Origin of the sequence: Rahnella aquatilis CIP 78.65 = ATCC 33071, from assembly GCF_000241955.1 — a bacterium.
Taxonomy (GTDB): Bacteria; Pseudomonadota; Gammaproteobacteria; order Enterobacterales; family Enterobacteriaceae; genus Rahnella; species Rahnella aquatilis.
In genome coordinates this window covers 3178004-3191623 of sequence record NC_016818.1, presented here as the reverse complement: position 1 = coordinate 3191623, position 13620 = coordinate 3178004, and the positions used below count along the sequence as shown (strand labels likewise).

Sequence of the window (13620 nt, the reverse complement as noted above, 5' to 3'; positions counted from 1 at the left end):
AAAAGGAGCGTCCATTTTGTTAGGACCTGTAATGCTGGATGTCGCTGGCTATGCGCTGGATGCCGAAGAACGTGAAATTTTGCAGCATCCGCTGGTGGGCGGGCTGATTTTATTCACCCGAAATTATCATGATGTCGATCAGTTGCATGAACTGATCCGTCAGATCCGCGCTGCGTCGCACGACAGGCTGGTACTGGCCGTGGATCAGGAAGGCGGACGTGTGCAGCGTTTTCGCGAAGGTTTCACCCGTTTGCCTGCGGCACAATCTTTTGCTGCCCTCAATGAGCCACATGAAGCCGCACGACTCGCGCAGGAAAGCGGCTGGCTGATGGCGTCAGAAATGATTGCGATGGATATCGACATCAGCTTTGCGCCTGTGCTGGATATCGGGCATATCAGCGCAGCTATCGGCGAACGTTCATTCCATGCAGAACCCCGGAAAGCACTGGAGATAGCTGAACAGTATATTCTCGGTATGCATTCTGCTGGCATGAAAACCACCGGTAAGCATTTTCCGGGGCACGGTGCCGTCAGTGCGGATTCCCATAAAGAAACACCGCGTGACGATCGGCCACTGGAGATTATCCGCGAGCACGACATGGCTATCTTCCGTCAGCTTAACGAACGTAAATTGCTGGATGCCGTGATGCCAGCGCACGTGATATATACCCAGGCCGATCCGCGTCCGGCCAGTGGTTCGCCATACTGGTTGCAGGAAATTTTACGCAAGGAGCTGAATTTCAACGGCGTGATCTTCTCCGATGATATTTCCATGGAAGGCGCGGCAATCATGGGGACGTATCCCGAGCGCGCGCAGGCCTCTCTGGATGCGGGCTGCGACATGATCCTGGCCTGTAATAACCGGCAGGGGGCGGTGAGCGTGCTGGATAACCTGTCCCCGGTCAACGCTGAGCGTGTTGCACAGTTGTATCATCGCGGACGGTACACTGGAAAACAGGCCCGTCAGGACCTGCAAAATTCGAGTCGCTGGCAAGAGGCAAACCGTGATCTGACCACACTCGACGCCCGCTGGCAGGAACACAAACAGGCTGCCCTGTAAGGTTTTCCCGACCGCGTGAAGGGTTCAACGCACATTCAGGATGAGGTAAATAATGATTATCTATTTGCATGGCTTCGATTCAACGAGTCCCGGTAACCATGAGAAAGTGTTGCAGTTACAGTTCATTGATCCGGACGTGCGCTTCATCAGTTACAGCACGCTTCACCCGCGTCATGACATGCAACATCTGCTAAAAGAAGTGGATAAAGTGCTGCATGAAACGACGGACAAAAATGCGCTGATTTGCGGCGTCGGGCTCGGCGGCTTCTGGGCTGAACGTATCGGTTTTCTGTGCGGGATCCGCCAGGTGATGTTTAACCCGAATTTATCACCGCAGGATAATATGACCGGAAAAATCGACCGCCCTGAAGAGTATGAAGATATCGCCACCAAATGCATCAGCGATTTCCGCGAGAAAAACCGTGACCGTTGTCTGGTGATTTTATCCCGTGAAGACGGTGTGCTCGACAGCAGCAAAACGGCTGAGAAATTGCATCACTATTATCCGGTTGAATGGGACGAGCATCAGAGCCATAAATTCAAAGATATCTCGACGCATTTGCAACGCATTAAAGCATTCAAAAACATCGTCTGATTTAACATTCCGTTTCTGAAATCGCGACTCACCACTGCCTTCGTGCAGTGGTTTTTTATTTGCCTCATTCCTGCCTCAGAAATCGTTTTCATGGCAGAACTGCGTCTAACCTGCTGATTTAAAAATGGTAAAATACATGCCATTACCCTGACTCAAATTATCCAATTGAATTTAAATTGACCTACATCAATTTTGGTATGACCAAATCACCACGCGTGATATCCTCCGTCTCAGATACCGATTTAACTTAAGCAACCCTATGTAATATAAGGATAATATTTTTACTCTTATATAACAATTGGTTCACATTTGAGGGGGTCATTTTGACATCACCAATGAAGAAAATTGTGATTATCGGCGGCGGCGCCGGCGGTCTGGAACTGGCGACCAGCCTGGGCCATAAACTTGGCCGCAACAAAAAAGCGGAGATCATTCTGGTCGATCGCAACCACAGCCATTTATGGAAACCACTGTTACATGAAGTGGCGACCGGCAGTCTGGACGACGGCGTGGATGCGCTGAGCTATCTGGCTCATGCCCGCAACCACGGTTTCACTTTCCAGATCGGTTCACTGACTGACATTGACCGCGAAAGTCAGACCATCAAACTGGCTGAGATTTGCGACGAAAACGGTGAATTGCTGGTGCCGGTGCGTGATATCGCGTATGACACACTGGTGATGGCACTGGGCAGTACCTCTAACGACTTCGGTACGCCGGGCGTGAAAGATCACTGCATCTTCCTGGATAACCCGCATCAGGCGCACCGTTTCCATAATGAAATGCTGAACCTGTTCCTCAAATTCTCTGCAAGTTCTGACAAGCAGAAGAAAGTGAACATTGCGATTGTTGGCGGCGGGGCGACCGGTGTTGAACTGTCTGCCGAGCTGCACAACGCGGTAAAACAACTGCACAGCTACGGTTTCGAAGGGCTCGACAGCGAAGCGCTGAACGTCACGCTGGTGGAAGCCGGTGAGCGTATTCTGCCTGCCTTGCCTGCGCGCATTTCTGCGGCGGCGCACAGCGAGCTGACCAAACTGGGCGTGCGTGTTCTGACGCAAACCATGGTCACCAGTGCTGATAAACATGGCCTGAACACCAGGACCGGCGAATTCATTGATGCAGACCTGATGGTTTGGGCGGCCGGGATTAAAGCGCCTGATTTCATGAAAGAGATTGCGGGTCTGGAAACTAATCGTATCAATCAGCTGGTGGTGGAACCGACTCTGCAAACCACACGTGACCCGAACATCTACGCGATTGGCGACTGTGCATCCTGTCCGCAGCCTTCCGGTGGTTTTGTGCCGCCACGTGCGCAGTCAGCGCACCAGATGGCGTCCCGCTGCTTCGCCAATATCATGGCGCAGCGCAAGGGGCAGAGCCTGAAACCTTACGTTTATAAAGATCACGGCTCACTGGTGTCTCTGTCACGTTTCAGTACTGTTGGTAGCCTGATGGGTAACCTGATGCGCGGCTCTATGATGGTCGAAGGTCGTCTGGCGAGACTGGTTTATATCTCGCTGTACCGTATGCACCAGATTGCATTACACGGTTACATCAAAACCGGTCTGATGATGCTGGTCGGCGGTATTAACCGTGTGATCCGCCCGCGTCTTAAACTGCACTGATACCCGTCAGCTGGTGTTTTTTTCAACGCCAGCTGAATCGTTTCATATCTAATAGCCTGTTTATGACAGGCTTTTTCCTATCTGCGCCTCTATCCCCCGTAAACAGCATAAGATCCCGCCACGATTATTCTGCCTGCTAAGAATCCTCCGAAACAGAAGGGGGCACCGGTTGTTTATCTCACTTACAGATTTCGTCTTATTGTTTGCTTACGTTTGGGCGTGCAGACTTAACATCACGTTTACAAGAACAACGTTTAGAAGAGCAGATTGTCACAGACGGCGATTCACGCACGCCGAACCTCAGATGTGAAGTTGTCCGCTGAGGGACCCCGGTCACGGAGTCATTGCGTGGTAACATTTTCGGAGGAAGTCCTGTGAACAAGTCAATGTTAGCTGGGGTCGGTATCGGTGTGGCTGCGGCGTTGGGCATTGCTGGCGTTGCAAGCATGAATGTTTTTTCATCTGGCCCGGAATACGCGCAGGTCGTCAGCGCGACGCCAATTAAAGAAACGACGAAAATCCCGCGTCAGGAATGTCGTAATGTGACGGTCACTCACCGACGTCCTGTACAGGATGAGCATCAGATTGCCGGTTCCGTACTCGGCGCAGTCGCCGGTGGCGTGCTGGGTCATCAGTTTGGCGGCGGCCGCGGGCGTGACGTTGCGACAGTCGCGGGTGCACTGGGCGGGGGCTATGCGGGGAACCGTGTGCAGAGCAGCATGCAGGAAAACGACACCTACACCACGCAGCAGCAGCGCTGTAAAACCGTGTATGACAAAGAAGATAAAACGCTGGGTTATGATGTGACCTATAAAATAGGCGATCAGCAAGGCAAAGTGCGTATGGACCACGATCCGGGCACACAAATTCCGCTGGATAAAAGCGGTCAGTTGCAACTTACCCGTTCATAAACAAACGGTAACTGCAAAAAATGAAAAACCTGGGGGAAACCTCAGGTTTTTTTATACCGCTTTAATGCCATTTTTGTGTTTTACGATATCGGCCATGACGGCGAGTGCGATTTCAGCCGGAGTTTTGCTGCCAATTTGCAATCCCACTGGTGCGTGCAGGCGGGAAAAATCTTCCGCAGTGAAATCAGCGATGCTTTGCAGACGCGCATGGCGTCGTGCGCTGTTGCGCTGTGAACCCATCGCACCGATGTAAAATGCCGGGGTGTTCACTGCTTCCATCAGCGTCAGGTCATCCATTCGCGGATCGTGGGTCAGCGCCACAATCGCGGTATTCGCATGACAGCTTTGCTGTTCGAGATATTTTGCCGGAAACTGCTTTTCCAGCCGGACCTCCGATTTCAGCCTCGGTAAAAAGTTTTCCAGCACGTCATCCCGACATTCGCAAACCACCACTTCGAAGCCCAGTGCGCAGGCAAAATCGGCGCAGTAGAGAGCCACGCCCGACAGACCGGCGATCAGTAACCTTGGCGGTGCCGCCAGATGCAACATGACGCAATCGCCGTCGCGTATGATTTGCGTGGCATGATAATAATCTGTCAGCGCCAGATGATCACAGGCGGCAGGCGGTGTGATGGATTTGCTGAGCGCGTAATGACCCGCAAGCGCCATCCCCATGCGTTGCAGATAATCTCTATTATCGGCAGTCGCAGGTAAATATTCGAGCAGCACGTCCAGCGCCCCCCCACACGGCAGCGCGATATCGGGCGTCAGCCCCCCTTCGCCATAGCGCACAATCTGGCTCGGTTGCTGATATTCACCCGCCGCAATACGCTGCAAAAAATCTTCTTCGACACAGCCGCCGGAAAGCGACCCGCAGAAATGCCCGTCGCGTGTCGCGACCATCAAGGCACCTGGCGCGCGCGGAGAAGAACCGTAGGTGTTGAGCACTGTACAAAGCCATACCGGCTGATGTGTCAGCCATGTTATGGCCTGAGAAATCACCTCATTATCAAGATGCTGCATACTGATTTCCGTCCGGAATAAGCAGGGAAGAGGAAAGTTGCTCCGGAAAATCGATGTCTGTCGTCACGGCAGGATTGTTGAAATCCAGGCGTACCCAGGCATGGCTGCGGAACAGTTCCCGTGCGCCGTTGTCACCGCGCAAGAGCAGGAGTTTTTCACGCATTGGCAGGGCAAAACCGACAGGATGCCCCGGTTCGTTTTGCCAGTACGGGCGTACGATCGTCCCCCGACCCAAAGTATCCGCCACGGCGGCAAAAACTTCTGGGGTGACAAAAGGCATATCGGCCAGATGGATCAGCCAGCCGTCCCAGTCTGCTGTATCACGCACACCGGCGGCGATGGATCCTCCGGTGCCGGTACTGCTGATGAGCGTAAACGGTATTCCCTCGCGCAAACAACATTCCTGAACCGGACGGTTTTCAGGGCGGGTGACCACGTGTACCGGCAACCGGCTCGCGCGAGCCTGACGCAAAGTGGCCTCAAAAACCGTGACAGCGTTTCCTGCTGTTTTTTGCAGGGGAGCATTCAGCTTGTTTCCTTTACCCCCTGCGGCAATAAACCGGCTTCCGGTACCTGCTGCGAGAAGAATAATACCTGCCATTTTGCATGAATTCCTCTTGTTCATTTTCAGATCAGATGCTCAGTAAACTCACTCAGCATGTCACCGACAAACTTCAGGCGTTTCGGACGATCGGTCAGATCTAACATAAACTTCAGTTTTGCCGGGCCGTCCAGACGATAAACCTGTGGTTGTTTCTGTAACAGACCAATCAGGAAGCCCGGATCCACACGGTTCTTATCGCCAAACTCAATGAATCCACCGCGCTCATTGCCTTCAATACGGCGGATACCCAGTTCTTTGGCTTTAAGGCGCAGTACGGCAATCTGCAACAAATTACGCGCACCGTCCGGCAGCGTGCCGAAACGGTCAATCAGTTCAACGCGCAGTTCATCCAGTTCACCTTCGCTTTTCGCACTGGCGATACGTTTATACAACGACAGGCGCGTATTCACATCAGGAATGAAATCCTCCGGCAGCAGCGCAGGCATGCGCATTTCGACTTCGGTCTGGCTGGTGGTTAAATCTTCCAGCGATGGTTCGCGGCCTTCTTTCAACGCTTCGACGGCGTTTTCCAGCAACTCCATATACAGCGAGAAACCGATGCTGGTCATCTGGCCGCTCTGGCCTTCACCGAGCAGTTCGCCTGCACCGCGGATTTCAAGGTCGTGTGTCGCCAGCGCAAAACCGGCACCCAGATCCTCCAGCGAGGCAATGGCCTCCAGACGCTTATGCGCATCGACCGACATGGCTTTCGGCGGCGGCGTCAGCAGATAAGCATAGGCCTGATGGTGTGACCGCCCGACGCGGCCACGCAACTGATGTAACTGCGCCAGACCAAAGTGGTCGGCGCGCTCAATAATGATCGTGTTAGCGGTCGGAATATCGATACCGGTTTCAATGATGGTGGTACACACCAGTACGTTGAACCGCTGGTGGTGGAAATCATTCATCACCCGTTCGAGGTCGCGTTCACGCATCTGACCGTGGCCGATAGCGATACGCGCTTCCGGCACCAGTTCCGCCAGCCGCTGGGTCGCTTTCTCGATATTCTCAACATCGTTGTAGAGATAATAAACCTGCCCGCCGCGCAGTATTTCACGCAGGATCGCCTCGCGTACTACCAGGCTGTCGTATTCACGCACAAAGGTTTTAACCGCCATACGGCGCGCGGGTGGTGTGGCGATAATCGACAGGTCACGCATGCCGCTCATTGCCATGTTTAGCGTACGCGGGATAGGGGTTGCGGTCAGGGTCAGAATATCCACGTCTGCACGCATCGCCTTGATGCGCTCTTTATGACGCACGCCGAAACGGTGTTCTTCGTCGACAATCAGCAGCCCCAGATCTTTCCAGCGCAGATCGCTTTGCAGCAATTTGTGTGTGCCGATAATGATATCGACTTTGCCTTCAACCGCATCTTCCAGCACCACATTTTGCTCTTTGGCACTGCGGAAACGGGACATCATTTCAATGCGCACCGGCCAGCTGGCGAAACGATCGCGGAAGTTGTCAAAGTGCTGCTGTGCCAGCAACGTGGTAGGCACCAGCACCGCCACCTGCTTGTTGTTGGAAACGGCCAGGAAGGCCGCGCGCATCGCCACTTCGGTTTTACCGAAACCAACGTCACCACAGACCAGCCGGTCCATCGCCAGCGGTTGGGTCATGTCGGTCAGGACAGCGTTAATGGCCTGAGCCTGATCCGGCGTGGTTTCAAACGGGAAAGCCTGACAGAACAACTGATACTGTTCTTTGTCGTGTTTAAACGCAAAACCGCTTTTGGCTTCGCGCTGGGCGTAGATATCCAGCAGTTCAGCGGCTACATCGCGCACTTTCTCCGCCGCTTTCTGCCGCGCTTTCGACCAGGCTTCACCGCCGAGTTTATGCAGCGGCGCGCTCTCATCGGCGCCACCTGCATAACGGCTGATGAGATGCAGCGATGATACCGGCACATACAGTTTGTCTTCACCGGCGTAGGTCAGTATCAGATATTCGGCAGTAATACCGCCGGTTTCCAGCGTCGTCAGTCCGAGATAACGCCCCACGCCATGTTCGACATGCACCACCGGCTGGCCGGGACGCAGTTCGGCGAGGTTACGGATCAGCGTATCGGTATTGATTGACCGGCGGCTGTCCTGACGGCGACGCGCCACGCGCTCACCCAGCAAATCGCTTTCGCAGATCAGTGCGAGCTGTTTACCGGCATCGAGGAAACCGCGTTCGCATGAGCCAATCATGATGTAACGACCGGCGGTTTCAGCTTGTTCAATGCGGGTGATCAGCGTCGGCATCAGTTTGATGCGCGCCAGCAGATCCTGAAGCGTTTCACGGCGGCCTTCACTTTCTACGGAAAATACCAGACTGCCAGCAAAGGATTCATTGAAGCGACGCAGGTTATCCATCGGCGCTTTGTTCTGCGGCTGAACGGATAAATCTGGCAGCTTTTCGTAACTCAGATTGGTGTTGGCAGCTTTATCCGCCAGCGAATCAGTACGCAACTGAACACGTGGCCAGGATTTCAGCTCGGTAAACAGCGACTCGACACGCAGCCACAGATTTTCCGGCTCGAGCAACGGACGCATCGGATCGACGCGGCGGCTTTCGTAACGCTGGCAGGTATCCTGCCAGAAGCGCCCGGCAGCGGCTTCCAGATCGCCGGTGTTCAGTATCAGCGTGTTTTCCGGCAGATAACTGAACAGGGTGGTCAGCGGCTGACTGAAAAAGAGCGGTTGCCAGTATTCGATACCGGCCGGGAAGGTGCCTTTGCTGACCTGCTGATAAACGTGCTCTGCATCGCGACGCACTTCGAACTTCTCGCGCCACTGGCTACGGAACAGCTCGATGGCGTTTTTATCGGTCGGAAATTCGTGCGCGGGCAGCAGATTGATGTGTTCCACTTCAGTCAGCGTGCGCTGGGTATCCACGTCGAAAATGCGCAGGCTGTCGATTTCATCATCAAAAAAATCAATGCGGTAGGGTTCTTCGCTGCCCATCGGATACAAATCAAGCAGGGCACCACGGGTAGCAAATTCACCGTGTTCCATCACCTGATCTACACTGCGGTAACCGGCTTGTTCGAGCTGTGCACGCAGTTTATCGCGTGAAAGCTGCTGGCCTTTTTTCATCACCAGCGCGTGGCCGTGCAGAAATTCATGCGGGCAGACGCGTTGCATCAGCGTATTCACCGGCAGAATGATGATGCCGCGTTCCATAGTCGGAAGCTGATACAAACTGGAAAGACGTGAGGAAATAATTTCCTGATGTGGCGAAAAACTGTCGTAAGGCAGTGTTTCCCAGTCCGCAATGCTCAGGACTTTATAATCAGTAAACTGTTGAATTTCATCGCGCAGGCGCAGGGCATTTTGCATATCAGGCGCAATCAGCAGGACCGGGCCCGTATGGCGTTCAGTGATTTGGGCGCATTCCAGCGCGCAGGCAGAGCCCGTAAGCTGCCCTAACAGGCGGGTGTCGCCCGGACGTTCAGGCAACGAATAACGATAATCTTGAGACATAGGCTGTTTTGAGTTCTCGTTTTGGCGGCTGGCGGAGGCCAATTAGCAGACCGTATCTTGCTTTGCAGGGGTAATCGGGGTCAACCCGTTGTCTGTATAAAACGGTCAACGGCGTCACAAAGTTAAACCGATTACTTTGGGTTAATGGTTCCATAAAGCGGTGCTAGCCTTTATTATCCTTGATCACTTTAGTCTGCGCCACGCACTTATTTGCGGCCAAGCACTTAAAACGGATGTTATGTATCAACCTGTCGCGTTATTTATCGGTCTGCGCTACATGCGCGGACGTGCTTCGGACCGCTTCGGGCGGTTTGTTTCCTGGTTATCCACCATTGGTATCACCCTCGGGGTGATGGCGCTGGTGACCGTACTGTCAGTGATGAACGGTTTTGAGAAGGATCTGGAAGGCAACATTCTGGGTCTGATGCCTCAGGCGTTAATCACCACGCCGGGCGGTTCCCTCGATCCTCAGAAAATCACCCATGAACAGGTGTCTGCGTTGCAAAGCGTTAACCGCGCCGTGCCGCTGACCACCGGTGATGTCGTGCTACAAAGTCCCGGCAGCGTCGCGGTAGGCGTAATGCTTGGGGTAGATCCTGACCAAAAAGATCCGCTGGCGAAATACTTAACTGGGGTTGCCCAGCAGGAACTTCAACCCGGTAAATACAACGTCATTCTTGGCGACCAGCTGGCGCAACAGTTAAAAGTGCGCCGCGGGGATCAGTTGCGTCTGATGGTCACCAGCGTCAGCCAGTTCACACCGGTCGGGCGCGTGCCGAGCCAGCGCTTGTTTAACGTCATCGGTACCTTTTCCGCTAACAGCGAAGTGGATGGCTACCAGATGCTGGTCAATATTCAGGACGCCTCACGGCTGATGCTGTATCCGAAAGGCAATGTGACCGGCTGGCGTTTGTTCCTCGACAAACCGCTGGACGTCGATAGCCTGAGCGCGCAAAAACTACCGGAAGGTGCCAGCTGGAAAGACTGGCGCGAACGTCGTGGTGAGTTGTTCCAGGCCGTGCGCATGGAGAAAAATATGATGGGGTTGCTGCTGAGCCTGATCGTCGCCGTCGCCGCGTTTAACATTATTACGTCACTGGGATTACTGGTGATGGAGAAACAAGCCGAAGTGGCCATTTTGCAAACCCAGGGTTTAAGTCGCCGCCAGATTATGGCGCTGTTTATGGTGCAGGGTGCCAGTGCCGGTGTGATTGGCGCGTTGCTGGGTGCCGTGCTGGGCGTGGTACTCGCCACTCAGCTGAATACGATTATGCCCGCTATCGGGCTGATGCTTGATGGCGCATCGTTGCCGGTCGATATCGAACCGCTTCAGGTGGTGGTCATTGCGCTGGTCGCGATGGTCATTGCTTTATTATCTACGCTTTATCCTTCCTGGCGCGCTGCCGCCACCCATCCCGCAGAGGCTTTACGTTATGAGTAATTCTTTATTATTGCAGTGTGACAACCTCTGTAAGACATATCAGGAAGGCAAAATGCATACCGACGTGCTGCGTGACGTGAGTTTCGCCATGCAGCCGGGTGAGATGATGGCGATTGTCGGAACGTCCGGTTCCGGCAAAAGCACCTTACTGCATTTGCTGGGTGGGCTGGATTCCCCGACGTCCGGCGAAGTGATTTTCAAAGGTCAGTCGCTGAACGCGATGTCTTCATCGGCAAAATCAGAATTGCGTAACCGTGAGCTGGGCTTTATCTATCAGTTCCACCATTTGCTGCCAGATTTTACCGCGCTGGAAAACGTGGCGATGCCGCTGCTGATCGGCAAAAAGAAACCGGCGGAAGTGCAGGAGCGGGCGATGGCAATGCTCGAAGCGGTGGGTTTGCAGCATCGCAGCAATCACCGTCCTTCCGAGCTTTCCGGCGGTGAGCGCCAGCGCGTGGCGATTGCCCGTGCGCTGGTGAATAATCCTTCGCTGGTGTTGGCAGATGAACCGACCGGTAATCTTGATCAGCGCAATGCCGACAGTATTTTCGAACTGCTTGGCGAACTGAATATGTGTCAGGGAACGGCATTTCTGGTGGTGACCCATGATCTGCAACTCGCTAACCGTCTGACGCGTCAGCTGGAAATGCGTGACGGCAAGCTGCAGCAGGATTCGATGTTGCTGGGAGCGAAGTAATGTCAGGCATTCCGTTTTCATTATTGATTGGCCTGCGGTTCAGTCGCGGGCGCCGTCGCAGCGGCATGGTGTCGCTGATTTCAGTGATTTCAACGTTAGGTATTGCGCTGGGTGTGGCCGTGCTGATCGTGGGTCTCAGCGCCATGAATGGTTTTGAACGTGAGCTGAAAGAACGCGTACTGGCGGTCGTCCCGCACGGCGAAATCCGCCCGGTCAATCAGCCGTTCAACAACTGGCAGGGCGTGCTGGATCGTGTGGAAAAAGTACCGGGTATTGTAGCGGCAGCGCCCTATATTCAGTTTAACGGCCTGATTGAGCACGGTGCCAAACTGCGCGCCATCCAGCTGAAAGGCGTTGATCCGCAGAGTGAACCGCGTGTCAGTGCTGCGCCGAAATTTGTGCAGAATAATGCCTGGCAGAATTTTAAAGCCGGTCAGCAGCAACTGATCCTCGGCAAAGGCGTGGCGGATGCCGTGGGCGTCAAACAGGGTGACTGGGTGACGGTGATGATCCCGAACAGCGACCCGGAAATGAAGCTGTTGCAGCCAAAGCGTATTCGCCTGCAGGTTGCCGGTATCTTGCAGCTTAGCGGGCAACTTGATCACAGTCTTGGCATGGTGCCATTGGCCGACGCCCAGCAATATCAGGATATGGGCGGCAGCGTGACCGGTATTGATATCAAGGTGAACGATGTCTTTGCCGCACAGAAACTGGTGCACGACGCGGGTGAAGTGACGCAGGCTTACGTTTATATCAGCAGCTGGATCGGGACTTATGGCTATATGTACCGTGATATTCAGATGGTGCGCGCTATCATGTATATGGCAATGGTGCTGGTGATTGGCGTTGCTTGTTTCAATATCGTCTCGACGCTGGTGATGGCAGTGAAAGATAAAAGCAGCGATATCGCGATTTTGCGCACACTTGGCGCGAAAGACGGACTTATCCGCGCGGTCTTCATCTGGTACGGTTTACTGGCAGGGCTGGTGGGCAGCGTGGCGGGTGTGGTGATCGGCGTGATTGCGGCTTTCCAGCTGACCAATATCGTCAATGCCTTGCAAAAACTGACCGGTCACCAGTTCCTGTCGGGCGACATTTATTTTATCGACTTCCTGCCTTCTGAAGTTCACTGGCTGGATGTTGCGGGCGTACTGGTCACCGCGCTGGTGCTGAGTTTGCTGGCAAGCTGGTATCCCGCCCGCCGGGCAAGCCGTATCGATCCTGCCCGCGTACTCAGTGGCGGCCAGTAATCTATTTTTAAATGCAGTTTTAATCAGACACAGAGAGTAAGGAGCACTTCATGCGCACACGTCATCGTCTGTGTCGGTTTCGCAAAAATAAGCGTATTCGCCATCAGCGATTCCGGTCGAATATTTTCCACCGGGATTCGATGGCGGCCGCATCGCTGAAGAAACCGTTTGTTGTGGTGCTGACCGGCGCAGGGATTTCCGCCGAGTCCGGCATTCGTACTTTCCGCGCTGCTGATGGCCTGTGGGAAGAGCACCGTGTTGAGGATGTGGCGACCCCGGAAGGCTATCGCCGTGATCCTGAACTTGTGCAGCGTTTTTATAATGAGCGCCGCCGCCAGTTGCAGGCAGAAGATCTCAAACCTAACGCCGCACATTACGCGCTGGCCACGCTGGAAGAGGCCCTCGGCGACAACTTCCTGCTGGTCACACAAAATATCGATAACCTGCACGAGCGCGCGGGCAGTTCACGCGTCATTCATATGCACGGTGAATTGCTGAAAGTGCGTTGTACGCAATCGGGGCAGGTGCTGGACTGGCCGGGCGACCTGACGGTGGATGACCGTTGTCATTGCTGTCAGTTTCCGGCGCCGTTGCGTCCGCACATTGTCTGGTTCGGGGAAATGCCTTTTGGCATGGACGAGATTTACGATGCGCTGGCTAAGGCCGATTTCTTTGTTGCTATCGGCACCTCTGGACATGTTTATCCGGCCGCCGGATTTGTTCATGAGGCGCGCATCGGCGGTGCCTGTGCTGTTGAACTGAATCTTGAACCGAGTCAGGTTGAAAGTGAATTCGATATGAAGCACTACGGGCTGGCGAGCCAGGTCGTACCGGAGTTTGTCCATAAGTTCCTGACCAAGAAAGACCAGGCCTGGTGATCACCAGGCTTTTTTTTACGGTTCCCGCCAAAAATTGCGCCTGCCCAATAGACATATCTCGTTAAA

At 54.0% G+C, this 13620-nt stretch carries 11 protein-coding genes; 8 read left to right on the top strand and 3 right to left on the bottom strand.

Annotated features, from left to right (window positions below):
* Window positions 1–31: 31 nt before the first annotated feature.
* From nagZ to RAHAQ2_RS14300, 4 genes are all read left to right on the top strand, one after another.
* Window positions 32–1060 (top strand): beta-N-acetylhexosaminidase, encoded by a 1029-nt coding sequence (gene nagZ, locus RAHAQ2_RS14315; protein WP_015697922.1) that lies wholly within the window; start codon window positions 32–34, stop codon window positions 1058–1060.
* Window positions 1061–1112: 52 nt separating this feature from the next.
* Entirely contained in the window at window positions 1113–1655 is a 543-nt protein-coding gene (ycfP, locus tag RAHAQ2_RS14310; RefSeq protein ID WP_015697921.1) for an alpha/beta hydrolase YcfP, read from the top strand.
* A gap of 323 nt (window positions 1656–1978) precedes the next feature.
* Window positions 1979–3283, top strand: coding sequence for an NAD(P)/FAD-dependent oxidoreductase (locus RAHAQ2_RS14305; RefSeq protein ID WP_015697920.1), 1305 nt, complete (start codon window positions 1979–1981; stop codon window positions 3281–3283).
* A 374-nt stretch (window positions 3284–3657) separates the two neighbouring features.
* Entirely contained in the window at window positions 3658–4194 is a 537-nt protein-coding gene (locus tag RAHAQ2_RS14300; RefSeq protein ID WP_013576229.1) for a glycine zipper 2TM domain-containing protein, read from the top strand.
* 51 nt (window positions 4195–4245) lie between these two features.
* On the opposite strand, the gene RAHAQ2_RS14295 is transcribed toward RAHAQ2_RS14300, so the two are convergent.
* From RAHAQ2_RS14295 to mfd, 3 genes are read right to left on the bottom strand one after another with little or no spacing between them, the layout of a single operon-like run.
* Complete coding sequence (locus tag RAHAQ2_RS14295; protein ID WP_015697919.1) at window positions 4246–5217, bottom strand: XdhC family protein; 972 nt, start codon at window positions 5215–5217, stop codon at window positions 4246–4248.
* Window positions 5204–5818: a nucleotidyltransferase family protein gene (locus RAHAQ2_RS14290; protein ID WP_015697918.1), complete on the bottom strand. Its 615-nt coding sequence runs from the start codon at window positions 5816–5818 to the stop codon at window positions 5204–5206. The genes RAHAQ2_RS14295 and RAHAQ2_RS14290 overlap by 14 nt, the downstream gene beginning before the upstream one ends.
* Window positions 5819–5844: 26 nt before the next feature.
* Window positions 5845–9288, bottom strand: coding sequence for a transcription-repair coupling factor (gene mfd, locus RAHAQ2_RS14285; protein WP_015697917.1), 3444 nt, complete (start codon window positions 9286–9288; stop codon window positions 5845–5847).
* Window positions 9289–9526: 238 nt separating this feature from the next.
* On the opposite strand from mfd, the gene lolC reads away from it, so the two are divergent.
* Genes lolC through cobB form a run of 4 tightly spaced genes read left to right on the top strand, consistent with a single transcriptional unit; the run spans window position 9527 to window position 13554 of the window.
* Complete coding sequence (lolC, locus tag RAHAQ2_RS14280; RefSeq protein ID WP_037039891.1) at window positions 9527–10729, top strand: lipoprotein-releasing ABC transporter permease subunit LolC; 1203 nt, start codon at window positions 9527–9529, stop codon at window positions 10727–10729.
* Window positions 10722–11426, top strand: a complete 705-nt coding sequence (gene lolD, locus RAHAQ2_RS14275; protein ID WP_015697915.1) for a lipoprotein-releasing ABC transporter ATP-binding protein LolD — start codon at window positions 10722–10724, stop codon at window positions 11424–11426. The genes lolC and lolD overlap by 8 nt, the downstream gene beginning before the upstream one ends.
* A complete protein-coding gene (gene lolE / locus RAHAQ2_RS14270) occupies window positions 11426–12676 on the top strand; it encodes a lipoprotein-releasing ABC transporter permease subunit LolE (RefSeq protein WP_015697914.1) in 1251 nt (416 codons plus the stop codon). The genes lolD and lolE overlap by 1 nt, the downstream gene beginning before the upstream one ends.
* 50 nt (window positions 12677–12726) lie before the next feature.
* Complete coding sequence (gene cobB, locus RAHAQ2_RS14265) at window positions 12727–13554, top strand: Sir2 family NAD+-dependent deacetylase (RefSeq protein WP_015697913.1); 828 nt, start codon at window positions 12727–12729, stop codon at window positions 13552–13554.
* The last annotated feature ends 66 nt before the right edge of the window (window positions 13555–13620 follow it).